Below are 26765 nucleotides of genomic sequence, written 5' to 3' on the forward strand. Positions count from 1 at the left end.
ATCCTACAACAGTAAGAGAAACTTCACGCGGTCATCCCGTTTGAGCCTGACGCAAGGCCTCGCTTATGGCCGCCAAGGCGATCTCCAGGTTGGGCTGCCCATGAAAGGTATGGCTCACGCGCAAGTGCTGATGATGCAGGCCGCTGACACTGAACAGCTCGCCCGGTGCAATCACGACCTGCTGGGCAAGCAGGCGCTTGAAGACCTGGCGCATGTCGACGGCCTGGGTGGAGCCCAGCCAGAACGCCGCCCCGGCAGCCGGCATCCGATAACTCACCTGCTGCCCCAGATGCTGCTCGAGGCGCCCGCTCATTTCAGCCGCTTGCGCCTGCAGTAGTTGGCGTAACGCCCGCAAGTGCGGGTCTATTCGCCCGCTCTGATAAAGGCGGGCGATGGCGCGCTGGCGGATCGATGATAAGCGGAACGAGCGCAGCAAAAACTGGCGCTGCAGTTCACTGCTCATGCGCCGTGACAACAGATAGCCGTAGGGCGCTTCCGCCCCCAGTATTTTCTCGAACGAGGAAAACACCATCAGGCGCTCCGGGTTCACCCATTCACGCAGCGCCGCCTGGGGCTCCTTGAAACCCAGCTCGCCAAAAGTGTCGTTTTCCAGCAGCCAGCAACCGTACCGGTCCAGCATCTGTGCCAGGCTGAGGCGGTCGTGGGCAGGCAGGGCATTGCCTGATGGCAGGCTGACCTTCGACGACAGCAATACCAGGTGCACCGGCTCATCGCGCAACAGTTGGTCAAGAGTCGTCAGGTCCAGGCGCCCTTCCGGGGTCCAGGGCAACTCGATGATGCGCACCGCGCAATCCTGGAACAGGCGCAAAATCAGCCAGTCGCAGGGGGATTCAACGATCACCGTGGTCCCCCGCAGGCCCAGCACCTCAATCAGGATATCCAGCACCCCGCGCAGGTCGGCCCCGATGTAGATGTCGTCGGCGTGCCAGCAACGCGTGGGCGACGAGGTGTACCGCGCGGCCAGTGCCGCACGCAGCTCCCATACGCCACACGGCTGTGACCAGGGTTGCAGATGACGCGGGTACTGGCGCACCAGCTCCCGTTCGAGGCGCAACAGCGCCCCATCCAGCGACGCCAGCAGCGCCGGCTCATCGCCGCTGAACACCGCCATGCACGGGCTGCGTGCCGCCGCGTAAAGACGGTCAAGCAAATCGCCGCTACCGCCTGCCACCGTACTTGCTGAAAGCGGCCAGGCGTAATAACCCGACTTGGCCACCGAGTAGACCCTGCCCTCCTTCTCCAGCAGCGAGTAGGCGTATTGAATCGTCGAGATCGATACGTTCAGGCGCCTCGCCAATTGCCGCAGCGATGGCAGCTTTACACGGGTATCGGTGCTGACTTCGTTGATCAGGTTGATCATGTAGCGGTAGACCGCCTGATACGCGAAGTCGGCTTGTCGCTCGCCGCGCAGTGTCATCGCCCGGACAATTGGCAAGCGGGTGCGTTGCCGTGGGCCATGGCGCCTGCACTGCGCGATTTACCAACCGCGCTGGGCACCGGACGCTTGCGATAGAGGTGCTGCAACAAGGGCATCGGCAGGCCACTGGTGTCGCTGACCCACTGCTGCAACATATCGGCCGATTGCTTGCCCTGCAGGACCTTATGCAACTCAGGCAAGGCCACCAGCATGCCAGGGTGGCATTGACGTAAATAGCCTTCCAGCCGCTCCCCATGGTGGATAAACGGCGAGAACAGCAGGCACACCAACTGTGTTTCATCCAGCCCAAAGAACTGCTGCGCGGCGGTACTCGTTAGCGCACCGTGCTCACCGATGCCAATCTGCGCCAGCCACTCCTCGGGCAGGTGCTGGCGCCGCAGGAACTGCGAGGCCTGGCGGATAAAGCCTTGAACCCCCTCTTCGTAGTCAAGGTCCCGCAGGCAGCGGGCCTGCAAGCCACGCAGATGAGCCATCATCAGAGGATTGGAGTAGCCAGGATGGCTGAAATGAAATCCAAGCGGATCGGGAGCAAACGCCATGAATTCAGTCAATATCGGCGACATTTGCGTATCCACATCCTCCAGCAGGTCGGCGATGCTGATGTAAGCCAGGTGACGGTGACCCGCCTTGCTCGGGTTGGCACTGGCGACATAATGTTCACCGTACACCTCGCGGTAGTAGCTGGTGCTCCACTCGTCCATGCGCGCAAACAACCCGGTGAGCGACAACGGCCAGGTGCTGGGGATCGGAACGCCAGCGCTCTGGGCGGTTTTCTTCAGCCAGGCCAGAAACTGCCCTTGCTTGCGCGGGGAATCACCACTGACCAGGGCATGTACCCCGCCATTCCAGGTGGTCACGCGCTGGTAGAAATCCCCGAGTGCCAGATACGTGTCGCTGCACAAAGTGGCACGGCAATCACCTGAGCTCAGGTGGCCGATCATCAGCATGTTGCGCTGGCTGGTTTCTCGCCCCATGGCAGAGGCCGGGCGTTGATGGTTGAAGGGCATTACTTCCTGGTTCTCCACCATCAGTAGTTCAACCCTCGGGTCATCGTGAAGGAACAAGCGCCCGTAACCCTGATTGAGGCTGTCGAGCCTGCTGTCGGTCATGCCCGAATGGCGCAATGTTGCCACCCGCAACTTGAAGGTTCGTGGCGCTCGCCCGGCGATGGTCAGCTGTGCAGCCCGCAGCAATGCCAAGGTACAGCTGCTGACTTCGCCTCCACCATGGGCCATCAACACCTTGTAGTCTCCCACCTGCTCCATACCACCCGCGGCCACGACAATCCGCTGGACCAACAACTGAAGCGCTGTTCGCTCCGCACGATTAAAGTGCCCGATCAAACGCTGCAAAACTTGCTGGTAAACATAATTCATAGCCTGTTCGTGAATAGTGCTCATCGTTCTACTACCTGAGTTGAAATGTCAGTTTCGAGCAACTACTGAGCGTGTTTGCTCGATCTATTACACGCATAGAAAGTTCCGTATCACTTTGTGAAGCGCTAAATAAACAGTAGCAGCGCGCAACAAAACGACACGGACATCCCCGGGTATCAGCCCAGCCTTGAAACCCTTCACACCTCGATTTATCTAGGCCAAAGCGCGGCCGAGCTGAAAACCTAGGAATGTTCCGACAACTTCCTACACGCCTTTAACCAGTCAATCAAAGACGTGCCTGACAAGTAAAACAACAAACTTTCCAACTTATTGGATTGAGGATTGTCCTGGATATATCTACTTCCCTGATTCCGCACAAGCGCAGCAGTCTCTGCTTCGAGCACTCGCGATTGCAGTGTCGGATATTCAATCATTGCTCAGTCCTTGAGATGAAAGTGAAGGCGTAATTATCAGTGCTGGAATAATGATTAATAGATACAGAACCTGACCGAAAACCAGTGCAGATAAACCACCGTCGCCTGCATTAATCACGCGCACACAAAGACGCCGCGCTGGATTCCAGGGCGGCGTCGGAGAGAAAGGCCGGATTCATGGGCTAAAGCGCCAGCTGGGTACCTGGCGGGCTGTGCAGGTTCAGCCTTGTCAAATGGCGCATTTGCCTCATGCGGCGGGTGGTAGGAAGGCTGGTTTAAGAATCTTCCTACGCCCTAAACAGCTTCAACCTGCAACGCAACGCGTTCGCGGCACGGGCATTCGTCCATGTAGCGGTGCGCTTCCACGAACTGGCTGAAGGGAAACACCGTGGTTTTCAGCGGCACCAACACGCGATCGGCGGTCAATTGGTTGATATCCCGCAAGGCGCGCTGCAGGGCCACCTGATCCTGGATGATGCCCAGTTCGGGTTTGCCGGTGAAGTTACCAATGCAGTGCACAAAGAACTGAATGTTCTTCTGGAACGCCGCACACGCCGGGAATGGCGTCTGGTTACCGCCTTGCAAGCCATACAGCACCAGGCTGCCACGCGGTGCCAGCACATCGCCGAGCAACGACATCTGCGGGCCACCCAAGCCATCGAACACCACGTCGACACCACGGTTGTCGGTGAATTTGTTGATTTGCATGAGCAGGTCCTGCTCTTCGGTGACGATGACCTTTTCCGCACCGAGGGACAGCAGGTACTCGCGCTCCGCGCTGTCTTTGGTCGCGGCAATCACCCGCACACCCAGGGCCTTGCCCAGTTGCACAAAGGACGGGCCGGCACAGTGACTGGCATCTGTCACCAGGGCAAACTGCCCAGGCTTGACCCGGGCCAGATCCACATAAGCAAAATACGCAATCAACAGCGGCGTGTAGTGAACGCTGGCTTCGATCGGGCTCAAGACATCCGGGTAGCGGGTCAAGGCCGAACGGGGCAGGACGATCTGCTCGCCATACACCGGGTAATCATTGGGGCTCTCAGCCGGAAAACTCGCGACTTTGTCACCCACGGCCAAATCGTCCACGCCATCGCCGACGGCGACCACCACCCCGGCCATCTCATGGCCAAGGCCGGACGGCAAGCGTGCGTGGGAAGACGCCAGGTTCTGGCGCCACAGAATGTCATACCAGCTGATGCCAATCGCTTCGACACGCACCTGCACTTCGCCCGGTGCGGGCTGCGCGGCTGCATGCTCTTCGCATTTGAGCACCTCGGCCGGACCAAACTTGTGAAAACGGATCGTGCGGGACATCGCAAACCTCGTCAAAGTAACCTCTAATGCCATGAACTCTATCTGGGCTTTCCGGGTAAGACCACCGGTCGCCATTAATAGTCGACATGCCTGTCATTGATTCCGCAACTGAGGAATAGACCTCAGAGCTTGTAAGAAAACTCAATTTTCCTGTGCAGAGTAACAGCCTTTACCCGTAAGATTCATGCCGGTCATTCTTCTTATATGGCTGCTCTCGTCAAGTTTGCTGACTCTTCCAGGACACAAGATGAACCGTAACGACCTGCGTCGTGTCGACCTTAACCTCTTGATCGTATTCGAAACCTTGATGCATGAGCGCAGCGTGACCCGCGCCGCCGAGAAACTGTTCCTCGGCCAGCCGGCCATCAGCGCGGCGTTGTCGCGCTTGCGTGGGCTGTTTGATGACCCGCTGTTCGTGCGCACCGGTCGCAGCATGGAGCCGTCGGCCCGGGCGGTGGAAATCTTCGCCCTGCTCTCCCCGGCCCTGGACTCGATCTCCACCGCCGTCAGCCGCGCCGCCGAGTTCGACCCGGCCACCAGCACAGCGGTGTTCCGCATCGGCCTGTCCGACGACGTCGAATTCGCCCTGCTGCCCCAACTGCTCAAACGCCTGCGCGCCGAAGCCCCCGGCATCGTGCTGGTGGTGCGTCGCGTCAATTACATCCTGATGCCCGGCTTGCTGGCCTCCGGCGAAATCTCCATCGGCGTCAGCTACACCGCCGACCTCCCGGCCAACGCCAAACGCAAAGTACTGCGCCGCAGCCTGCCCAAACTGCTGCGCGCTGACAGCGTGCCAGGCTCCCTGAGCCTCGACGACTTCTGTTCGCGGCCACACGCACTGGTGTCGTTTGCCGGCGACCTGAGTGGGTTTATTGACGAAGAACTGGAGAAGCTCGACCGCAAACGTCACGTGGTGTTGGCGGTGCCGCAGTTCAACGGGCTGGGGACGTTGTTGGCGGGTACTGACATCCTGGCGACCGTGCCGGATTATGCGGCAGAGGCATTGACATCTGCGGGTGGGCTGCGGGCGGAGGATCCGCCCTTGCCGGTGCGCTCGTTTGAACTGCACATGGCGTGGCGTGGGTCGCAGGATAATGATCCGGGGGAGCGGTGGTTGCGGTCGCGGATTCAGATGTTTTTTGGGGACCCTGAGAGTCTTTAGGAGTCGTCTGGCAGGCTGTTCGGCTGATCATTTCTGCCTTTCCACCAACCATGGAGCTCCATTCACTTCCAGTGGATTGCCACATTGGGGGCACATCTGAGGGCATGCTTTGGATGGTTTGAAAAGGATGCCCCCAGCCAGAGGCCAAGCAGGTTATAGATGACGATGGGTGGACTGAGGGGGATATGAACCCTCGGCCCTACCTCGTATCAATGGCCAAGCCGTAGTGAGCGCACCACCCACTAAGCTGGACAAACGCGTGCAAATGTAAAAAATTATGATGGCATAATGCCTCGGCAACCTGCAAAATCCACACGTTTCCAGCGGATTTGAAGGAGCGGTTCCGATGACATGGCCAGTCATGCTGAAACTCGACAACGCAGCCTACCCGCTCAGCGTGGTGCAACGCGCCGCTTATTCCCTGTCAGACACTGTCGCGATCCAGGTCGGTATTGAAACCAATCAGATAAGCCTAACGGCCCACCCCGCTGAAGCAAGGCTTACGCTTTCCCCGGAGCAGGCTCACTCGCTGATCCTTCAGCATCTGAACGACTTCGCCCTACGCGACCATATCAACCGCGAAACAGTAGGATTGCGCGAGGTCCTGGCCCGAGCCGCTCTCGCTGGATGTGGGGTTTCGCAGTGACACTGATTGCGACAGACGCCAAGCACTACCGCTTGCTGCCTTTTCGATTCATGCGCATGAACACGGGACATGACCGTGACATCCTGCTCACCTCCGATACCGGTGAGTACATGCACGTGAACGACGCGCAATTACGAGCCCTCAGTTACTTCGACGTTCAAGCAAGTACGCCTTTTTACAAAGACCTGCTGGCCCGCCACTTCATCTACGAACCAGGCCGCCACGACCCGTTCCCGGAAATGGCTGCGCAGTATCGCAGCCGCAAGGACTTCCTCTTCCAGGGCCCTGCTCTGCACTTGTTCGTGGTTACATTGCGCTGCAACCACACCTGCCAGTACTGCCAGGTGTCGCGGGCCCCTCTGGGAGGATCCGGCCACGATCTGTCGGAAGCGGATGCACAGGCGGCGGTCAATCGTCTGTTCGAATCGAACGCTCCCGCCTTGACTGTGGAGTTTCAGGGTGGCGAGCCGCTTCTGGCCTTCGAGCGCGTTCGCCAGATTGTCGAATGGGTCGTCGAACGGAACGTGGTCGAACAACGGGATATCCAGTTCGTCATCACCACCACACTGCACCATCTGACGGAGGAAATACTCGACTTCGCAGAAGAATATCGCATCCAGTTTTCGACCTCGCTCGATGGGCCGGCGCCCTTGCACAATGCCAACCGCCCTACCCCGTCACGAGACTCCTACGAGCGCACTGTAAAAGGCATCCAGTGGGTCCGTGAGCGCCTTGGCCATGATGCAGTTTCCGCGTTGACCACGCTGACTTCAAGAAGCCTCGAACAGCCTGAAGCGATCATCGATGAGTATGTAAGCCAGCGCTTCTCCAGCATCTCGCTTCGGCCTCTGAGCCCTTATGGGTTTGCCACCAAGAGTGCCCATCGACTTGATTACCCTATTGAGCGATACCTGGCCTTCTACAAGAAGGCACTGGCCTATTTGCTGCATATCAACCAACAGGGCGTATACCTCTCAGAGAGTTATACGAGCCTGTTGCTGAAGAATATCCTGACACCCTTCTCCTCCGGCTATGTAGACCTCCGCTCCCCTGCTGGCGCAGGCACTGCGGCGCTGGTTTACAACTATGACGGTTACGTCTATCCGTCGGACGAAGCCCGAATGTTGCTGGAGATGGGTGAAGAAGGCTTTAGGCTCGGCACCGTACACCAACCCTTGTCTGAATTACTCGCATCGCCCGTTATGAATGCGTTGCTCGCCAGTGGTGTAGCAGAGGCGCTGCCGGGCTGCTCCGACTGCGCACTTGTCCCGTACTGTGGTGCCGACCCTATCGAACACTATGCCCGCCAAGCTGACCCGATCGGACACCGAGTGTTCAGCAGCTTCTGCAAAAAGAACATGGGGCTGCTGAAGCATCTTTTCGGCCTGCTTTGCGATGGCGACGACAACGTCCAAAGGGTGCTGCTGTCGTGGTTGAACAGGCGCTCTTACAACGATGTTCGATTTCCGGGTTACAGGGGCTGATGGCGATGCTACGCAAAGATACCCACTTCGAAATCCATCATCTTAATGAGCAGAAACTGCTCAAGGTCATCACTCTGGATGAGTTCATCGAAAAAGGCTTGGCTGTTTGTGCCGGAAGCGCTGAGCTCGGTGACCTGTTGCTTTGGCTGCCGAACGAAGAACGGCTACGGAGCCCGCATCTGCTCTCATTACCAGTGGGTGGATTCCTGATCCCTGAGCCATTGATCGGCAACTTCGATAGCGCGCGGCCACACCTGCACACCCCCAAAGATGCGGATGTCGTGCAGCCCGGCGATGTCATTGCCATCACACCAGGCAACGCGTTGGTGCGAGTGCTCTATCGACGAGGCTCAGACAGCAACCTGCTGTTCATGACCGACCGTTGCAACAGCCTCTGCCTGATGTGCTCGCAGCCGCCCAAAGATATCGATGACCGCTGGCACATCGAGGAGAACCTCCGGCTGATCGACCTGATGGACCCGGGCGAAGAAAATCTGGGAATCAGCGGTGGAGAACCAACGCTTTATCGCGACGGCCTGCTGGAAATCCTGGCCAAGTGCAAAGCCGTTTTGCCACAGAAATCCATTCATGTACTCAGCAACGGGCGTCTGTTCCAAGACCCGAGCTGGATCGCAGCGCTCTCTGCAATCGGCCACCATCAGTTGAGCTGGGGCATACCCTTGTATGCCGACAATGCCGAGGACCATGACCATGTGGTGCAGGCTCCAGGCGCGTTCAGCGAAACCCTGCAAGGTCTTTACAACCTGGCGCGCGCCAACCAGATCATCGAGATACGCGTGGTGCTCAATCGCCTGACCGCGCCACGCTTGCCAGAGCTCGCCCACTACGTTTTCAGGAACCTGTCCTTCGTGCGGCATGTTGCGCTGATGGGTATCGAAAGCACCGGCCTGGCCAGGAAAAACTACGAAGATCTGTGGATTGACCCGCTGGACTATCAGGAGTCGTTGAGCCAAGCCGTGTATTTCCTGTTCAACCGAGGAGTGCCGGTTTCGATCTACAACCTGCCCCTGTGCCTGATCCCGGCCCACCTCTCGCGTTTCGCCCGGCAGAGCATCTCGGACTGGAAGAACCTGTTCATCGATAGCTGCCAGCAATGCGCAGCCGTCAAACATTGCTCCGGCTTCTTCAAATCCCACACCGACCGCTGGCAGAGCCGCGGCGTACGACACCTATCGACCGAGGCCTTTAGCGCCTACGCAAGGAGTGCACAGTGAAATTGCTTGACCGCTGGAAAGTCCTGATCAGTGGGATCACCCTGCTGCCGATGGCAGGTACCACCCTGGCACAGGCGGGCAATATGTCGCTCGCCGATGCGAACTGGCAGCCTGCCGACAAGCTGCAACCACCGGTATTTGCCGATACGCTGAATGTTCCAGACGCCGTGAACATCTATGCGGCACATCGCTCGCACAGTTCACATAGCTCCCACAGCTCGCACAGTTCTCACTACAGCGGCTCGGGTGGCTATAGCGCACCTCGCTACTACAGCCCACCCGCTACCAGCACCCGAAGCTACAGCGCGCCGAGTGCTTCGAGCAGCACCCCAAGCAGCAACAGCCTTTATCAGTCGTCTGGCACTACCAGCGGGACAAGTTCGAGCACTTCTAAGAGCCGCGCGACCAATGAGCAGAAAAGCAACCTGGTCACCCGTGTGCAGACCGCGCTGATGGTGCGCCAGTATTACCAAGGCGCCATTGATGGAGTGATGGGCAAGACGACACGTGGTGCGTTGATGGCCTTTCAGATGGACAGTGGGCTGACCGTGAATGGCCGGATGGATACGCCATCGTTGAATGCTTTAGGTATCAAGATTCCATAGTCGCTTCAGGTTAAAGCTGCGCTTACTGATGAGCAATACGTACGGATACAGAAATGGCAAGGATTGATCTGAAAGTCCCCTTCTCAGAAAAAGATGAAGCGAAATCACTCGGTGCCAGATGGGACCCAAGCCTGAAGACTTGGTACATCCCGGAAGGTGTCGACATCGCCCCCTTGGCTCAATGGCTGTCCGTAACAACGCATGCAGACTTGGAGCACGGACCTGAATTTAGTGTAAGAGCACCGTATTACTACGTCATAGAGTCCGTGTCCGAGTGCTGGGGCTGCTCTAATTTGACCCGCGTGTTCTCGTTCAAGCTGCCCGAGCAACACGAAGAGTTCGATTACTACGAGGATGAGGACGAAGATTTCGCGCTCACAAGCAACCTCGGCGAATGGAAGTGCAATGGGTATCGCGGAACGGTCTCCAACGTCGCCAGCCTCTCTCCCTTGGTCACGAAGCAGATCCATCACTTCACCAACAAGTTCAGGCAGGCCTACAGCAAAACGGCAGGCAGCCGCTACCTGATGAATCACTGCGAAAACTGCGGAGCAAAGCTCGGCGATTTCTTCATGCACAGCGAACCTGGTGGAGCTTTCTTCCCGACCTCTCCACAAGAAGCTAAGCGGATGACGCTCATCAGAATCAACGAGCGGTTCGACGCCAACTGCAGCGTTGGCTTTGCATCCGAAGATTTTTTCGACTGGATGCAGGTTCGCGAGCAATCCTAATTACCCCATCCGATCTCGGACTGCCCGAGGAACCTATACGGACTCCTTTAGCATTACGCGCTCAATCCTCCGTATTACATCACCTGCTGGACCTGATCAGCTTCAGGCTCTAGCGCAACCACTGTCGCGACATGGTTGGTGATGCCGAAAGGAATGTGCACGGATGGAGCAACTGCGCTAGTCGATTTAAGGTGCCCTGATTGGTCATCGAAGAAGATGTGTGGTTTCAATACGCCTAAAATTTTGCCTTTCTCGATGCCACCCAGGAAGAATGCGTCATTGGCCATGACACCCCAACTCTTGAGTGTATTCATCGCACGCTCATGAGACGGAGCATTGCGGGCTGTGACGATCGAGACGCGTATGCGGTTTTCGTATTCAGGATTGAGCTTTTTGTGCTTCTCCTCGACCGACTGGATTTTGGATATCCGCACCATGAATTCCTTCAGCGGCCCAGGGTTATGGGGCTGCATAACGTTCTTCACTTCGTGCGCATGGAACTCAGACAATCCAGAGGCCTGCATGATTGTTTCGGACTCATCGCCGGCGAGTACGCCGTCAAAGTCGAATGCGATGCGTAGGGTTTTATCAGTTTCGTCGTCTTCGAATTTTGAATCGAGCACCTGGCCAGCCGGGTACCCGGCCTTGATAGCCGCTTCCACGTCTTTTTTGTCACCCGACAAAAATAAAGCGATATTCAGTGCTGGTATGTATTCATAAGGGGATTTTCCCTGCATGAAAATCGCCCTTGTCATCCCAAGCCCGTAGTGCTCGATAGTCTTCAGTACGCGCAGCCCAGTGTCGGGATCATTGCGCGAAAGAAGTATTACCTCGACGAGCGGATCCGTTGGATCGACGCTCAGGTCATTCACTGACAGTAAGCGCTTGATGAAGGGGAACGCTATCCCCTTAGGAAGCGGGACGTGAAGATTTTTTTGCTGAAACTTGCGGTATTCCTCCTCCCCCTGACTCTGAAACACTGCGTCCGATGCCAGCAAATCAAACACAGCGCTGGAAGCGACGCCGATCACCAGGCGATTTTCTAACTCGTAGGGCATTGGAACCTCTCTTGATGCCTCTAAACGCAGATATTGATGGGCATCAAACATGCCGATAGATTTCAGGGCGGATCGAGAAGCACACATCGCGCGCCTCCTGCATGCACAGTCAGGCATATCAATCTTCAAATCAATCAGCAGGTTGCTTTATGTAGGGGGTTGACTCTGAGCCACCCATCACCTGATCGCCGGACGTCGGCCTCAAGCTATTCCCCTGAGAGAAGATGGCATAATATGCCACCAATCAAAAGTATCTGTTTACGTGAAACTGGAGCTAGTTATGGCAACGCGAAACGTTGTGCTCACCCCTCACCAGGAACAGGTTATCCATGACTTGGTGCAGTCCGGCCGTTATCAGAATGCCAGCGAAGTGATGCGAGAAGGTTTACGTTTATTGGAGCAGCGCGTCGCCGAAGACACCGCCAAAATTGAGGCACTGCGTCAGGCGACCTCGATCGGCATCATGGATCTTGAGCGCGGGCGCTTTACTCTGGTGAACGAGGGTGATCTGGAGCACTACCTCGAGAGCTTGAGCCTGGAGGCAACCCTCCCTGCGAGAGAGAAACACTGAGCATGCCGCAGTATCGGATCTCCAACCCGGCTCGTGCCGACATTGTCGACATCCTTAGGCTCTCCCAGACGCAGTTCGGCAATCAAGCGCGCCAGCGCTACCAGGCGCTGATCCTCGCGGCGCTGCAAGCGCTTGCCCACACGCCTTATCGCATTGGCAGCCACGACCGCGATGAACTTGCACCGGGCCTTCGCAGCTATCACCTCATCTATTCACGCCAGCAGGCCAAACAAACCCATGGAACGGTCAAAAGCCCACGCCATATCGTGTTCTATCGTGTGACAAACGACGACGTGATCGAGGTCGTCAGACTCCTTCATGACGCCATGGAAGTGCAGTTGCACTTGCCTAACGACTGATCAGCGACCTGGCCCAACGGCTTAACAGGCCAGGAATAGCGAAGTTCGTCGGAGATCGCCATTTCCGATCACTCGCACACTCGGTATGAATGGGGGCAAAAGTGGGGGCAAACAAAAGTGTTATCGACCTGAAACATTGTCCCAAAGCCCAGTCAAAATGTTTTTTGGCGACCCTGAGAGTCTTTAGGCGTCGCCGGGCAGGCTGTTTGGCTGATCATTTTTGCCTTCCCACCAACCATGGAGCTCCATTCACTTCCAGACGATTGCTACATGGGGGGCGCATCTGAGGGCATGCTTTGGATGGTTTGAAAAGGATGCCCCCAGCCTGAGGCCCAACAGTTCCATTTTCGAAAAGTCTCCCCTGCGCTGTTCCCAACCGCCGTTGAGCGCTAGTCGATGACCTCAGTTAATGGCTGAACTACTGCCTACGCTACCCCGTAGCGCCGATGCAGGGGGGGATCCAGCACATTCGCTCAAGCGCTGGAAATTGTCCGCTACTGCCGGCAAACACGGATGCTCGAGCGGCGTGATTCACTGAAAGTCCCGCAGGAATGTCCGCCTGGGCATGTGGTCCGTATCTATTAATGGGGGCGGAAGGCTCCGTTAGACTCAGGTCGTTGTCAGATAGGCCTCACTACTGTTTCTTGAAATTACTGAGGATGGCTCACGTAAATGTCGCGACGTTCAGATGAAATACGCTAAGCATTAAATTTCGAGCTGAAATGACATTTCCATCCCAGATCGTTCAACTTTCCGATTATCTGCTCAGCCAAGCCATTGGCTCAAGCGTTAGAAATATTGGATACCGCCATTGCGCCAGCACCCATCTTTCAAGGTTGAAATGACACATGGCAAGGAAGAAAGCAAAAAACTCCGGTGGCACCGGCATACTTATTATTTTTGCTCTGGCATTCAGTGCTCTCGCTGCTATCCCCAAAAATGCCTGGATAGCGATCGGTGTCATAGCGGGTATCGGCACGATTATGTGGCTGCTGGCCGAACGCGGAAAACGCCGGCTCAATCAGCTTCAAGAATCGGCTGCAAAGAATATACGCCCGCAAAAGCCACAAGGCTTAGGCAAGCACAGGGTCGAATACCGCGACTTTGATATCCAGCTCGAGCAGCGCAGCAAGGCCATCAATGGATTTTCGAAAGTACACGGGTTTGGGATAGAGATAGGCTTTTTCGACTTTGGCATCGGGTCGCATCATGGTGTGCTGGCTCCTGAGAGAATCGAGAGCACAGCATCCGAGATCAGCTAAGCGCTTTGAAGGTGGGGTTCATGGAGCGCTTACAGAAGTGCTCTCCTCTCGAATCAGGCGCAGACCATCATATCCGCTGGAGTCCGGAGACCGCGATAGCCTGTAATGCGATCATTCCCACGCTCCGGCGTGGAATGCAGCCCGTGACACTCTGTGTCACAAAGAGCGGATGCAGAGCGTCCGGTGAAAAGCTACCACTCTGGGGCTTGGGAGCGATCAAACCGAAATTCCCACCATAAAAAACTATAGATTAGAAGGCATCCATAAAAACTAGTCTCTGACCTGAGAAAAAGTAACCACTGGGCCATATTCCTGATCGGACACTATCGCTTGCACACAAAATTTCTTTTCTGGAAATTTACTCAGCAACACCATCCTCCATGACTGAGCAACAATCCTGCAAAGCTGTTCATAAACAGCCTCATCCACTCTATCCCTGCAACCTCCAAAAACATCATACAGATGCGTATGATTCAAAACCTTCTCCACTGCCACTACATCATTATTACAAGTTTCCATCCAAGTAGAGAACGCGTCAAAAGTAAAGCTGTGCTCCAGAAACACACCTGATTCATGAATAACAAAATCTGGAAATAAAACCTTGCAAAACAACAAGGCATCTTCAGGATGCACAACATCACTAATATAAGAAAACTCATCCAACTCGGACTGATCCTCCCATTGGCTTTTCCAATGCTCGTATCTTGGAGAACTGACTGAGTCTGTAATCTTGATTATTTTCATGGAATTTCTTCTGCACTGATGCCCCGTGGAGGTTTCTTGCTCGATGGAGATTGTACCCTGACCGATCCATCCGGCAACTTGTTGCGACCATAGTCAATAGCATGAGGCGTGGGTATCCCTGCATGTGAATCGCCCGTCACATCGACCCGTTTGAGAATCATACCTTTATCATCATAAACGGCATAACTCGTTATATTTCCTTTATTATCAGCACGATAAAGAGTTCCATTGGCAGGCCCTCCCTCCAGCATAAAATGCCCACTGAACTTATCGGCTTTCTCCAGAGGTCCGCCTTCCAGATTCTTGGCATTCCTCGGCACTACAGGCTTGCCATTAATATCGCACAGACCAACGTTGTGCACCCAGGTCTTCAACTTACCCACATAAAACGTATGACCAACGTCCACGGTCAGGTTATAGGTTTTTCCTTGTGGAAGAAACAACTCCAGAGACTCAACCCTGGTCGAGACACCTTCAGTAGGACCGTCCCCTAACGACTGAAGTAAATCGCCTGATTTAAGCTGGATAACCGGCACAAAGTCATGTCGTGCGGGAACGTAAAATGGATGGCCCGGTGTAACCAGAAGCGTTTCTTTCTCTGAAACTCCATCTGCTCGGATGTTTTTCAACTTGAGCTGGTAAATCGGCTGATCAGTACGAACGTGTGTAGCCGAAATAGCGGCAGCGAACGGCTCCCCTCCTGTTTCTCGCTTACTCCAGACAATATCTCCCACGCTGAGGGTGTCAATGGCCCGGGGGCCCTGGGGGGTGGCAACCATAGTTCCTGCGGCGAAACAGCATGGCTTGACCGGTTTCGTAACAACGGCGCTATTTCCGACCCCATCGGCATCCGTCGACACACCATTGCCGGGTTTCCCACCTTTACCGACACCCGCAACAACCTTGGTCCCCCAGCCCTCGGTCAGCAACGTATTGCCCATGTTGCTGATCATGGCGGCTCTTTCGACCACACTGAGTTTCCGACCCGCCGCATCGTCCAGCCAGGAGGTCTTGTTCTCCCACTCCTTGAGATTGGCGCTCTCGGCGGGCGTCAACCAGCCTTCCTTGATGTATTTGGCCGTGATGATCTGGTCATCGGTCACATAGATATTGCCCCAAGGGTCATACCCTTGCGCCGGTTGCGCGATGAGCCCTGGATTGCCCACCAGCATCCCGGTCATGTCATAGGAAACCTTGTTCCGGTAGAAGCTGACCAACTCCTGCGCAACCGGGTCGTCCATAGCGATGGTATTGGCTTTCAGGCCTTCGACACAGGCCCGGGTTTCACATAGGTCGATCAACTGCGAACGTTCGGCCGAGATCTTTTCATACTTGCCTATCAGATCGCGCTGTTTCGCTTCGGTGCAATTTCCACCGGACCTACAGGCCTTCAGCTCGTTAAGCAATCGCTCGGCAGTTGGGTGATCGAGGCTGTTGAACTTGGTGGCCTGCTGGGTGACCCAGCCCGCCACTTCCAGTTCTTTATCAGAGCCCCCTGCGGCTCCAGCGACCGTTACGCCGATCAACTGCGAGGTCATCGCCAGCAGTTGATCATGCATGTCGCCCACAAATATCTTGTCGCCGACCGAAGCGACAAAAGCTTCGTTGGCACCGGCGGCAAGGGCACCGGTACGAAAGCTGCCTCCCGCCGCCTCTGCGATCAGGCCACCGACAATCGCGTGTGCCCCGACCTTGGCCGGAATCCCGGTGAATTCCAACTGGGTACCCAACCGGTTATAGATGGAGGCCGAGAGGACATCCGCAGCCGCACTGATACTGGCCTGGGCCAGATTGTTCTTGAGGCTGCCACCATTGATCGCGGTATTGGCAACTGCACCAAAGCCCTTTTCAGCCAGGGTGTAGCCAACAAACTTGGTCAGTTCATTGGTGCTGGCCAGGTCAAAGCCGTGGGTCGCTTTACTGGCATTTTCGGCGGAAACACCGAACGCCTTGTCCAGTACACCCGATGCAAAGCCCGCAACCAGCCCACTGACCAAATACCCCTTGAGGCTTTCCGTCGAGGTGACATCCTTAAGGACCGCGCTCAGGTTGCCTTTGTTGTTTATCGTACTGACCACAGTCTGGACCACGGCAGCGGTATAGGCTGCCGATGCAGCCGCACCAATCGCGGCGGCAGTGGTCGCACTGAGCCCCGCGGCTGTCGCGGCGCCGCTTGCGCTGGCGCCAACGGTAGCGGCCGTTCCCGAACCCGCCGTCACTACCGTTACGATAATGACCACCGCCAGCATTGCGCCCATGCCCATGCCGGAGTTGCTGTATTTGAAGGAGTCGTGGACCTCTTTCACGCGCTGCCAATCGACATCGCCACGCTGCTCGGCTTCTTTGAGCCAGGCCAGTTGGGGATCCGCCTGAACCATCGCATCGATGGTCTGGCTAACCGTCTTCTGGTCAATCTGCTTGATGTCGATGTGCAGACCCTTGGCGGCAGTGATCGCCAGGTCGCCCTTGCTGATCAATTCGCTCTGGCGCAAGGTTTCGTCGGTATGGCCCTTACCCTTCGATGAATTCCACGCGAGGCTATTGTTGGTCTTCTCGTGGCTTTCCTGGCTCAGATCCTTGACGCCCTCGAAGGTGATGGCTCCGCCACTTCTCAGTGTCAGATCCGCGCCACTTTCAAGCTTCGCGACCTGATAACGCTGGTCACCACCACTGACCAGCGTCAGATCACTCCCCGTGGTGATCTGGGTGCCAACGTTGATGGTTTTTGTCACCTCATCGTGTTTGGTCTGCTTGCGTCCCCAGCTGCCCTTCTTCTTCTTGTCATACAGCGAGTAGTCGGTGTCCTGGGCCGCCAGTACATCCAGTTGTCCAACCGCTGCCAGGTAAGCCTCGTTGCCGGCATTGATCCGACTCGAGATCAGCGCCATATCTTTGCCGGCACTGAAAGTAACGTCTTGTCCGGCACTCACGACGCTGGAAATCTGTTTGACGTGATCTTCCTGTTTCGTAACTTTCTTCGACTTGGAATACGAGTGGCTTTCATCGGCAGCCGAAGCCACCGTAAGGTTATCGCCCGCTCCAAAGTCGATGTCCCGCTTGGCCTCTATCTGGCTGGCGACCACTGCCAGATCACGCCCCGCCTGGACAGAAAGGTCACGCCCCACCGTCAGATCCGAGCCGTACTGGGTAACGCTGCTGCTCTTGGCGCCGGCCGCCACGCTGTTGTGCTGCTCAGCGGCAGCAATGAAGGCATCCCGGCCTGCGGTGATCGTTGTGTCACCGCCGCTTTGCAACGTACTGCCAGTGCTGACGAAATCCCGCGAGGCCTTGATGGTCAGGTCATTCGCCGCCTCGATGCGAGCGCCACTGTCGGCATACTCGTTGTGCCCGCTGTAACCTTTGTAATTGACGTCATTACCCACCACCGTGCGTTGGTTGATCACATCGCCGGCGATTGCAGTCATATTGACGTCACGCCCCGCGATGACCCCGCCCGCCTTGTTGATAATGTCGTTACCCGCCAGCAGATCCAGGCGGTTACCGGCCTCAATCAAACCGCTGTTGACCAGATCATTACCCGCGGTCGCGGAAAGGTTGTTGCTGGCCCGCAACGTACCAGCGTTATTCAGGTCTTTGCCGGCAATCAGCGTCACATCCCCGCCCTGGATCAGCGCCCCGTTTGGCGCCAGGCGATTGGTCGCCTGGGCCAGGTAGAGCACCGGCACCAGGACTTTCTCACCATTCACTTCATGCTCTTCGAGCCAGACGATATCGTGGGTCAGCGCCGCGACCTGCTGGGAGGTCAGGCTGACCCCAACCGACAGGTCGAGCTGCTGCTTGCTCTTGATGGCGTTGTCCATCAGGTACTTGTAAAGCGCTTCGTCGGAGGTCTGGCCGTCGATGAAACGCTGCCCGGTACGCTCGACCATCGCCTGCTGGATCAGCTTCTGCTCATAGAAACCGTCGCCCAGGCGTTTGGCGCTTTGATCGGGGTTGTAACCGAGGTTCGCCAGCAGGTAGTCCGAACTCATGAACTGCTTGAGGTCGGTCAGCACCGGGTTGGTTTCGATCAGGTACTTCTGCGGGTTGGACCTGCCCGAAGTGTCCGGCAGGCCCTGCACGCGATTGATGACCTGGCTGCCTACCGTGGAAACCACGCCCGCCTGCCCCGGCAACTGGACACTGTCGGAATCGCCGGGCGCACTGACACTGATCACGCTGCCGGAAACCCCAGCGCCCGTGGCCTGGCGGGTACTTTGTCCGAGTTGAAGAGTGCTCACGGCGATCCGCGCCGCATCGCTGAACTGCAGGTTGCGCGCCTGGACGTCATCCGCGCCCTGTTCGCGCTGGGCACTGCTGACTGTCGCGCTGCCCATGCTCCAGCTCTGTGGCCCGGCACTGGTTTGGCTTGCCTGGGCCGCAGAACCGCCCTGGCCGCTCAGGCGGAACAGACCGTTTTGTCCGTCCGGCAGGCTGAAACCCCGCGACGCCACGGGGTCCACCCGCTGCTGGGACAGGTTCGGCGGCAGTTGCGGATTCAGGTAGACGACCGTCGGCTTGGCCGCGCTGCCGACCTGGGTCCCGGTCCCGGTCTTCGTCGTCCCGGAGAACTGGGTATTGGCGTGCAGGTTGCTGTTGTCGATGGTGTTCTTGGCGTTGATCTGTATCGCCTGCCCGGCCTGGACCACCGAGGCGACACTGCCACCCCCGGCGGTAAACACTTTGTTGTCGCTGCTCAGGGTGCCGGCCAGGATGCCGGCGGGAATGGCCACATCCGGTCCCTGACCGAATTTGGTGTTCACGGTTGTGGTTTTTTGTTTGCCGTAATCGTTGAGCTCGGTGTGAGTCCCGCCTTTGTCGGGCTCATGCACGGTCTTGGTGTATCGGTAGACGTACTGGGAATATCTTCGCGCGTAGGCGTCCAGCGCTTCGTTCGCGTAAGTTTTGTTAGTGAAGATATTGCGCACGCCGGTATAGACCCGGTTACGGGCGAAGTTGCCGGCCTCCAACCCCAGGTTCTCGAAGGTATCCACGTTCAAGCGAATATTCTTGCCAGCAGAAATCGTCGAAGCGGTGTTGGAAAAGCGGCCGACATCGCCATCAATGTTTCCGGCCACCGCCAGGCTCGCTCGCGTGCCGCTGATGGTCGACTCCGAGGTGTAGTTTTCGGCGATATAGAACGTGCTGCCGTTAAACGTGATATCGCCCGACACCAGCCGCTCTTTGCCGATAACCCCTTCGGTCTTGTTGTTGAAGCTGTTCGCCGACAGCGAGAAATCCCCCTCGACATTGATCGAGGACGCCAGGTTGGTCACGCTATTGGCGCGACCGCCATTGAGTCCCGAGATGTTCAGGTTGCCGATGCTGTAGACATCCCCGTTGTCGTTGGTGAAGTCATTGACCAGCAAGTCCATGTTTCGGCCGCTGAAGATCAGGCCGTGATCGTTCACCAGGGAGGGAGTCTTCAGCGTCAGGTCCTGGGTCGCTCCCAGCGTGCCGGTGTTGCCGATACTATTGGCGGTGACCGTCATGGAACCGCCGGACGTCAGGCGCCCGGCGTTGCTCAGGCCACCGGCATTGATCGTGGTATCCCCGCCACCGGCAATGCTCGTGCCAGTGCCCAGGGTTACCTGGGCCGCGCTCAAGCCCAGGGTGCCGACGCTGCTGTAGCGCCCGTTACCACCATAGGTGCCGGCCAGGGTCAGGTTGGCCGTGCCGTCACTGGCGATCAGCCCATCGTTGTTCCAATTGCCACCGTTGCCGGTCAGGCTGTCCGAGGCCAGCAGTTGTCCGCCCGCCGTCTGGTTGAGGGTGTTGACGTTCACCGTCAGGCGCCCGGCCTGGATCACGCTGCTGTTGGTCCAGTTGTCCGCCGTCAAGGTCAGGCCGCCACGGGTTAACAGGCTGCCGCCGGCGTTGGTGATATTGGCGGTGCTGATATCAAAGGTGCCGTTACCCACATGCAGCAGACTGCCGCCCATATTCTGGAAGCTGCTGGCATTGAGGGTCAGGTCGCTGTTGGCGGTTTCCAGCTTGCCGTTGCGGTTATCGAACAGGCCGCCGATCTGGAAGTCGGTCTTGCCGCCGGAGCCCAGTGCACGGATCTGGCCGGTCTGGTTATCGAGGCTGGCCGCACGCACGCTCAAACTGCTGTCGCTTTCAATAACGCCCAGGCGGTTGTTAAGCGCGCCGTTGAGGCTGAGGTCGATGCGCTGGCCTGCGATCTGTCCGTCGTTGTCGCCGCTGTTGTCGAAGTTGTTGCCGCTGACCTGTACCAGGCCCTGGGCGTACAGGCCGCCGTTGCGGTTGTCGAAGTCGGCGGTGGTGATCAGGGCATCGCCGCTTTGCGCCGCGATACGCCCGCCGTAGTTGTCGATCCCGCCCAGGGCGCTGAGGTTGAGACGCTGGGCCTGAATGATGCCGCCCTGGCGATTGTTGCTCAGGTCATAGCCGTTTTTCAGCACGCCGACGACGTGGGCTTCGAAGGCGCCCTTGAGGCTGGCCAGGGTGCCGCCACGGTTGTCGAGGCTGGCCGTGCTGACACTGAGGTCGCCATTCTGGCTAATCAGCTTACCGCTCTGATTGTCGATATCGCCGCTGACCGTCAGGTCCAGTGTGCCTTGCCCTTGCAGGGAACCCTTGGCGTTTGCGAGGCTCGCGGCGTCGACGCGGACGCCACCGTTCTGGCTGTAGATCAGGCCGTCACTGTTGTTCTGTACGGCACCGCTGCTGCTGATCACCAAGTTGTCATTCGCTGCGACGGTGCCGCGATTGCGGTTATCCAGGCTGCCGGTGAGCAGACTGAGGCCCCCTTGGCTGACCAGTTGGCCGCCCTGATTGTCGATCTGGCTGCTGCGCCTGATCACCAGCGGTCCTCCGCTGGCGAGCTGGCCATTGCTGTTGGTCAGGGCGCCGAGCAGGTCGAGGCTGACCGCGGCCTTGCCGCTCAGGGAACCGTTACGGTTGTCCAGGATGTTGCCGGTGAAATCCAGGGCCTGTTGCGCGCTGATGCTACCGCTGTTGTTTAGGCTCATAGCTTGCAGTGTCAGGGTGGCGGTGCTGTCGATGGAGCCGCCCTGGGCGTTGTTCAACAAACCGCTGACCGTCAGGCGCTGGTCCGCGCCACTGGAAAGAATACCGGCGCTGTTGTCGAGGCTAGCCGCGTTGACGGTCAGGGTCTGCTGACTGACCAGCGCACCAGCATTGCTGTTGAGCAATGCGCCGCTCACGTTGACATCAAGGTTGCCGCTGCGACTGGACAAGGTGCCGCTGTTGCGGTTGTCCAGGCTCGCGCCGCTGACGGTCAGCCCCTGCCAGCCGGAAACCAGGCCGCCCTGGTTGATCAGGCTGTTGCCGGTCATGCCCAACTGGTTGCTGCTTATCAGCTTGCCGCCGCTATTGTCCAGCGTCCGTCCGGTGAGATTGAAGCTTTGGCTGCTGGAGAGCTCGCCGCCCTGGTTGTTCAGGTCATGCAGACGATTGATGGTCAGGGGGCCCTTGGCGTTAAACAGGCCGTTGCGGTTGTCGAGATCACCCCCCGCCAGGTCGAGGCGGATGGCTTGGTCGCCGAGCAGGCGGCCGCCGTTCTGGGCCAGGGCGCCGAGGATCAGGTCGATATCGCCCTTGGCCGAGACTTCGCCGCCATTGCCTGAGTCCAGGCGGCTGGCGTTGATCGTCAGGCCGGCCTGGCTGTTGATCAGGCCCTTGGCGCTGTTGTTCAGGGCTATGGCGTTGAGGGTCACGGTGCTGGCACCCAGTAGGGTACCGCCCCTGTTGTCGAGGTCGGCGGCGCTGACGTTCAGGGCTTGGGCGGCGTTTATCAGGCCCTGGTCGCGGTTGTTCAGTTGACCGCCGGTGGTCAGGTCGAGGTCGCCCCGGCTGGTGACGGTACCGCCGCTGTTGTCGAGGCTGGCGCTGCGGATATCGAGCGCGGCGGCGGCGATCTGGCCCTTGAGGTTGCTCAGTGCCTGGTTGATCCGCAGAGTCACGGCCTGGCTGCTCAGCAGTTTGCCGCTGCTGTTGTCCAGGCTGTCGGCGGCCAGCACGAAGGCCTGGGCACTGGAGATTTCACCGCCCTGGTTGTTCACGCCCTTGAGGTTGTTGAGCCGCAATGACGGTGCGTTGATCAGGCCGTTCTGGTTGTTCAGTTGACCGTTGTTCAGGTCCAGGATCAGTGCCGTGTTGCTGAAGAGCTTGCCGTCCTGCTGGTCCAGGCCGGTGACACTGGCGACCAGGGCCTTGTCGCTGCCGATGCGGCCGCTCTGGTTGCTGACCTGCCCTGCCGTCAGGGCGAGGCTGTCGCTGCTGCTCAGGCTGCCGGTGCGATTGTCGTAGGCGCCGGTAGTGACAGTCACCGCACCTTTACCGCTGATCACTCCCAGCCGGGTGTTGTCGAGACTGGCACTGTTCAGGTTGATGCTGCTGTCGCTGACCAGGCGTCCACCCTGGTTGGCCAGTGTGCCGTTGGCCTTGACGTTGAGCGCGCCGCCACTCGACAGACTACCGGCCGTGTTGGTCAGCCCGACGCTGCTTACGTCCAGCCGGCCTTCGCTGCTGATCAGGCCAGCGCTGTTGTCGAGGTCAGCGCCGAGGGTGAGTCGTGCGTCCTGGTCGCTGAATAGTTGGCCGCCGGTGTTGTCGAGGGCCTGGCCGTCCAGCGTGATGCCAGTCTTGCCCTTGAGCAGTCCCAGGTTGCGGTTGAACACTTCGGCCATTTCAAGGGTCAGCGTGGTATCGGCAAGGAGCTTGCCGCTGTCGCTGTTGTTCAGGCGCTTGCCGGTCAGGCGAATATCGGCACTGCTGGAGAGTTCACCGCCGCGGTTGTCGATAACGTCGACATCGAGTGTCAGCGCTTTTGTCGCCCCTACCAGGCCGTTCAGCCGGTTATCCACGGAGGCGCCGCTCAGGGCTAGCGCGCTGCTGGCGATCAGCTTGCCGTTGCGGTTATCCAGAGCAGCAATGTTCGCTTTGACATCGGCTTTTCCGGAAACGGCACCGTTGCTGTTATCCAGGCTGTTGGCCGTCAACAGGATAGCGCCATCGCCCACCAGGGTGCCGCCCTGGTTGATGAACGCCCCGCTTACGCCGAGGTCGACCGCACCGCGGCTGCTGATCAGGCCCTGGCTGTTGTCCAGGCTGGCGCTACGACTGTCGAGAGAAGCCGCGGCCACCAGGCCCTTGATGTTGCCCAGCGCCTGATCGATACGCAGGGTCAGGCCCTGGTTGCTCAGCAGCTTGCCGTTGCTGTTGTCGAGGCTTTTCGCGGTCAGGGCAAAGGCTTGGGCACTGGAGATTTCACCGCCCTGGTTGACGACCACGTCGAGGTTCTTCAGCACCAGCAGCGGGCCGTTGATCAGGCCGCCACTGTTGTCCAGGCGGCCGTTGTGCAGGTCCAGGTTCAGTTGGGTCTTGCTGAACAGTTCGCCGCCCTGTTGGTCGAGGCCGGTGACGTTGGCCGTCAGATCCTTGGCACTGGCAATACGCCCGGAAGCGCCGTTGTTGACCTGGGTTGCCGTCAAGTCAAGGCGGTCGCCACTGGTCAGGCGGCCACCCTGGTGGTTATCCAGGGTGCCGGTGGTGACGCGGGTCGCACCCTCGCCGCTGATCAGGCCTTTCTGGCTGTTGTCGAGACTGCCGCTGGCAAGCACCAGGCCCTGGTCCGTGAGGATCGCCCCGCCCTGGTTGAGCACCGCGCCGAGGCTGTCGATCGACAGGTCGGCGGCACTGCCGAGCTTGCCGGCCGTGTTGTCCAGGCTGCCGACCGTAAGGCCCAGCGCACCTTCGCTGCTGAGCGAGCCGGTGTTGTTGAGCAGCGCACCATCGAGGCGGATATCCAGGCCCTGCAGGGCGGAGATGTTGCCGCCGCTGTTATCCAGGGTCTTGCCGTTCAGGTTGACGCTGCCCCTGGCGAACAGCCGGCCCTGGTTCTGGTTGATCACTTGCGCCACTGCGACGCCAAGATCAGTCTCAGTCAGCAGCTTGCCGCCATCGCTGTTGTCCAAACGCTGCCCGCTGACACTGACGCTGCTGTGGGTGCTGGACAGCTCGCCGGTACGGTTGTCGATCTGCTCGACATTGACGGTCAGGCCCTGGGTGCTGGCGACCGTGCCGCCATTGCGGTTGTCGAGGCTCTTGCCGGTCAGCCGTATGGAACCCTGGGCCACGAGCGCCCCGCCCTGCTGGCTGAGGCTGTCGATACTGGCTTCGAGGTCACCCTGGCTGGCAATACGGCCCTGGGTGTTGGCAACCTCCTTGGCCTTGAGACTGACCGGGCCGACTGCGCTGAGCAGGCCACCGCTATTGTCCAGGCGGGTGCCTTCGAAGCTGACGGCCGCCTTGGCGACAAGGTTGCCCTTGTCGCGGTTGTCCAGTTGATCGACCAGCAGCTTGAGGTCTTTGTCGGCCTGGATCAGGCCGCCACGATTGTCCGCCGACCCTCCGCGTAGGGTCAGGTGGTCCTTGCCCGCCAGGCTGCCGCCGCGGTTGTCCAGGCTGCCGGTGGTCAGCTCGATGCTGCCCGTGGCGCGCAGCTTGCCCTGTTCGCGGTTATCCAGCGCGCCGTGAACGGTGGCACTCAGCGTGCCGTCCGCCGCCAGCACCGTGCCCGCCGCGCGGTTGTCGAGGCTGGCGGCGGCCAGAGTCAAGGCCTTGCCGGAACCCAGGGTCCCAGCATGGTTATCCAAGGCACCGCTGAGGTCGATGCTCAAGCCCAGATCGCCGGTAATCTGCCCGCGGGTATTGTCCAGGCTGACGGCCTTCAAGGTCGCCAGGGTTGAACCCGACAAGGTGCCGTCACGGTTATTGATCGCGCCGCTGGCAGTGAGGCTGAGCCCCCTGTCAGCCGCGATCAAGCCGGACGTATTGTCGAGGCTGGCGACATTCAGGGTGACATCGGCCAGGCTGGAGATTTCCCCACCGCGATTGCCCAATGCGCCGACGTTCACCACCAGGTCGCCGTTGCTGGAGATCAGACCGTCCCGGCCGTTCACGGCCTTGTCGGCGGTCAAGGTCAGACGGTCGGTGCTGAGCAACCGCCCCCTGTTTTGGTTGTCGAAGGTGCCGGCGGTGACGGTGGTCTGCCGCTGTCCGCTGAGGGTGCCGCCCTGGTTGTTCAGAGTCTGGGTGGTGGTGATGTCGAGGTCACGGCTGGCAATGATGTTCCTGCCGGCGTTGTTGAGGCTCTGCGCGCTGATGCTGATATCGGCGTTGGTGTTGCGGGTGTTATCGGGATTGACTCCGCTTTCGATGATGCCATTGTTGACCAACTGGCCGCCGCTGGTGAGGGTTATGCGGTCCTTGGCGACAAGGTTGTTCTGGCTGGTCAGGTCGCCTCGGGCTTTCATCTCCAGTGTGGTGCCGGCGTAGGCGGGCCCTTGAATGCTGGCGCTGACGGCCTCTATGTTCACTGCACCGTCGGCGGCGACTTGTGCAACGGTCAGGTCGCCGTTGGCGTCGATCTGGATGTCGCCTGCGCTGGCAGCCATCTTGCCATCGAGTTTTACCCCGACACCGGCTTCGCTGCTGACCAGCTTGATCGCCCCGGCGTACATGCCGCCCAGGGCTGAAGAGTCGATCGCCAGTTGCGGGGCTGTTGCTGGGTCGGCCACACGTGCGGTGGCCTTGAGGGTCTTGGCATCGACGTCGTTGGCACCGGCAATGATCGTCAGGTTCTTGGCTTGAATCTCGGCATTGAGCTTGGCCGAACGGGTGATGATTTCGAACTGGTCGATGTTGTTGGCGTTCAGGCCTGCGCCTTCGATGGACACGCTGCCTTGATCGACTTGGTAGCGACTGATCTGGCCGTTTTCGATTACCGCTTTACCGGTGGTCAACGTGGCTTGCGGGGTGTTGATAAACCCGCAGCCGTTACAGGTAATCCCATACGGGTTAGCCACGATGACATGCGCCGACTGCCCTGCCACTTCGGTGAAACCGCGCAACTGGCTGGGACTGCCGCCGTTGACCTCATTGAGGATCACGCTGGCGGCCATACCGTTGAGGTTCTGGTTGCCGAGGATGATCCCGCCCAACTGGGTCGACTGGGTCCGACCGGTCGCGTTGTTGAGGATCACGCCCTGCTGGCCAACGTTGTAATCCTGGAATTTGTTATGCGACAGCCCGTTGCCATTCGGCGCGGCAATATTGACGATCGGTACGCCATTGCCCGCTTGCCCGAGTGTGGTACCCGGCCCGCTCACGGCAATGCCCTCCGCCTGAGCCAGCAGCGGCTGCCAGAACATGGCGTTAGCCAGCACCAACGCCAACCCGCGCTTGGGCAAGCCCAGGAAGGTGGAACGGCTTTTTACGGCCGCAGACGGTTGGCGCGCGAGGAAGGCGAACTGGCGAACATCCATGTCGTATC

Annotated in this window: 15 protein-coding genes; 9 read left to right on the top strand and 6 right to left on the bottom strand. The window is 58.6% G+C overall.

Going from position 1 to position 26765, the window contains the following annotated elements:
- Positions 1–31 precede the first annotated feature (31 nt).
- The 3 genes from M2497_RS16415 to M2497_RS16425 all read right to left on the bottom strand — a co-directional run bounded on the left by M2497_RS16415 (position 32) and on the right by M2497_RS16425 (position 4586).
- On the bottom strand, positions 32–1438 hold the full coding sequence (locus M2497_RS16415) for a PLP-dependent aminotransferase family protein (RefSeq protein ID WP_248481636.1): 1407 nt from the start codon (positions 1436–1438) through the stop codon (positions 32–34).
- On the bottom strand, positions 1435–2859 hold the full coding sequence (locus M2497_RS16420) for a hypothetical protein (RefSeq protein WP_248481638.1): 1425 nt from the start codon (positions 2857–2859) through the stop codon (positions 1435–1437). Before M2497_RS16420 ends, M2497_RS16415 begins: the two co-directional genes overlap by 4 nt.
- 704 nt (positions 2860–3563) lie before the next feature.
- Entirely contained in the window at positions 3564–4586 is a 1023-nt protein-coding gene (locus tag M2497_RS16425) for a zinc-dependent alcohol dehydrogenase family protein (protein WP_071495692.1), read from the bottom strand.
- Between the two features lie 247 nt (positions 4587–4833).
- On the opposite strand from M2497_RS16425, the gene M2497_RS16430 reads away from it, so the two are divergent.
- The 6 genes from M2497_RS16430 (at position 4834) to M2497_RS16455 (ending at position 10449) form a co-directional block, all read left to right on the top strand.
- Entirely contained in the window at positions 4834–5748 is a 915-nt protein-coding gene (locus tag M2497_RS16430; protein WP_003230110.1) for a LysR substrate-binding domain-containing protein, read from the top strand.
- Positions 5749–6094: 346 nt separating this feature from the next.
- Positions 6095–6394 (top strand): His-Xaa-Ser system protein HxsD, encoded by a 300-nt coding sequence (hxsD, locus tag M2497_RS16435; RefSeq protein ID WP_212802460.1) that lies wholly within the window; start codon positions 6095–6097, stop codon positions 6392–6394.
- The gene (gene hxsB / locus M2497_RS16440) at positions 6391–7878 is read left to right on the top strand and encodes a His-Xaa-Ser system radical SAM maturase HxsB (protein ID WP_248481640.1); all 1488 of its coding nucleotides are present in this window, start codon (positions 6391–6393) and stop codon (positions 7876–7878) included. Before hxsD ends, hxsB begins: the two co-directional genes overlap by 4 nt.
- The gene (gene hxsC / locus M2497_RS16445; RefSeq protein WP_248481643.1) at positions 7878–9113 is read left to right on the top strand and encodes a His-Xaa-Ser system radical SAM maturase HxsC; all 1236 of its coding nucleotides are present in this window, start codon (positions 7878–7880) and stop codon (positions 9111–9113) included. Before hxsB ends, hxsC begins: the two co-directional genes overlap by 1 nt.
- Positions 9110–9718 (top strand): His-Xaa-Ser repeat protein HxsA, encoded by a 609-nt coding sequence (gene hxsA / locus M2497_RS16450; RefSeq protein WP_069023878.1) that lies wholly within the window; start codon positions 9110–9112, stop codon positions 9716–9718. The genes hxsC and hxsA overlap by 4 nt, the downstream gene beginning before the upstream one ends.
- Positions 9719–9771: 53 nt before the next feature.
- The gene (locus tag M2497_RS16455) at positions 9772–10449 is read left to right on the top strand and encodes a DUF5710 domain-containing protein (RefSeq protein ID WP_248481645.1); all 678 of its coding nucleotides are present in this window, start codon (positions 9772–9774) and stop codon (positions 10447–10449) included.
- A gap of 74 nt (positions 10450–10523) precedes the next feature.
- Here the strand turns inward: M2497_RS16455 and M2497_RS16460 are convergent, their stop codons facing one another.
- On the bottom strand, positions 10524–11507 hold the full coding sequence (locus M2497_RS16460) for a 5'-nucleotidase (RefSeq protein WP_248488217.1): 984 nt from the start codon (positions 11505–11507) through the stop codon (positions 10524–10526).
- A gap of 280 nt (positions 11508–11787) precedes the next feature.
- Here M2497_RS16460 and M2497_RS16465 point away from each other — a divergent pair, with 280 nt between their 5' ends.
- The 3 genes from M2497_RS16465 (at position 11788) to M2497_RS16475 (ending at position 13699) form a co-directional block, all read left to right on the top strand.
- Positions 11788–12078, top strand: a complete 291-nt coding sequence (locus tag M2497_RS16465; protein WP_248481648.1) for a type II toxin-antitoxin system ParD family antitoxin — start codon at positions 11788–11790, stop codon at positions 12076–12078.
- A gap of 2 nt (positions 12079–12080) precedes the next feature.
- Complete coding sequence (locus M2497_RS16470; protein WP_248481650.1) at positions 12081–12437, top strand: type II toxin-antitoxin system RelE/ParE family toxin; 357 nt, start codon at positions 12081–12083, stop codon at positions 12435–12437.
- Positions 12438–13285: 848 nt separating this feature from the next.
- Positions 13286–13699, top strand: a complete 414-nt coding sequence (locus M2497_RS16475) for a hypothetical protein (protein WP_248481652.1) — start codon at positions 13286–13288, stop codon at positions 13697–13699.
- Between the two features lie 270 nt (positions 13700–13969).
- On the opposite strand, the gene M2497_RS16480 is transcribed toward M2497_RS16475, so the two are convergent.
- Entirely contained in the window at positions 13970–14443 is a 474-nt protein-coding gene (locus M2497_RS16480) for a hypothetical protein (protein WP_248481654.1), read from the bottom strand.
- On the bottom strand, positions 14440–26757 hold the full coding sequence (locus tag M2497_RS16485; RefSeq protein ID WP_248481657.1) for a filamentous hemagglutinin N-terminal domain-containing protein: 12318 nt from the start codon (positions 26755–26757) through the stop codon (positions 14440–14442). The genes M2497_RS16480 and M2497_RS16485 overlap by 4 nt, the downstream gene beginning before the upstream one ends.
- Positions 26758–26765: the final 8 nt, after the last annotated feature.

The sequence above is a fragment of the Pseudomonas sp. CYM-20-01 genome (assembly GCF_023169845.1).
GTDB classification, from domain to species: domain Bacteria; phylum Pseudomonadota; class Gammaproteobacteria; order Pseudomonadales; family Pseudomonadaceae; genus Aquipseudomonas; species Aquipseudomonas azotoformans.

Bases quoted from the DNA above. Each gene is read 5' to 3' on its own strand.
- M2497_RS16415 (WP_248481636.1), bottom strand. From the start codon at position 1,438: ATGACACTGCGCGGCGAGCGACAAGCCGACTTCGCGTATCAGGCGGTC.
- M2497_RS16420 (WP_248481638.1), bottom strand. From the start codon at position 2,859: ATGAGCACTATTCACGAACAGGCTATGAATTATGTTTACCAGCAAGTT.
- M2497_RS16425 (WP_071495692.1), bottom strand. From the start codon at position 4,586: ATGTCCCGCACGATCCGTTTTCACAAGTTTGGTCCGGCCGAGGTGCTC.
- M2497_RS16430 (WP_003230110.1), top strand. From the start codon at position 4,834: ATGAACCGTAACGACCTGCGTCGTGTCGACCTTAACCTCTTGATCGTA.
- hxsD (WP_212802460.1), top strand. From the start codon at position 6,095: ATGACATGGCCAGTCATGCTGAAACTCGACAACGCAGCCTACCCGCTC.
- hxsC (WP_248481643.1), top strand. From the start codon at position 7,878: ATGGCGATGCTACGCAAAGATACCCACTTCGAAATCCATCATCTTAAT.
- M2497_RS16455 (WP_248481645.1), top strand. From the start codon at position 9,772: ATGGCAAGGATTGATCTGAAAGTCCCCTTCTCAGAAAAAGATGAAGCG.
- M2497_RS16460 (WP_248488217.1), bottom strand. From the start codon at position 11,507: ATGCCCTACGAGTTAGAAAATCGCCTGGTGATCGGCGTCGCTTCCAGC.
- M2497_RS16465 (WP_248481648.1), top strand. From the start codon at position 11,788: ATGGCAACGCGAAACGTTGTGCTCACCCCTCACCAGGAACAGGTTATC.
- M2497_RS16470 (WP_248481650.1), top strand. From the start codon at position 12,081: ATGCCGCAGTATCGGATCTCCAACCCGGCTCGTGCCGACATTGTCGAC.
- M2497_RS16475 (WP_248481652.1), top strand. From the start codon at position 13,286: ATGGCAAGGAAGAAAGCAAAAAACTCCGGTGGCACCGGCATACTTATT.
- M2497_RS16480 (WP_248481654.1), bottom strand. From the start codon at position 14,443: ATGAAAATAATCAAGATTACAGACTCAGTCAGTTCTCCAAGATACGAG.
- M2497_RS16485 (WP_248481657.1), bottom strand. From the start codon at position 26,757: ATGGATGTTCGCCAGTTCGCCTTCCTCGCGCGCCAACCGTCTGCGGCC.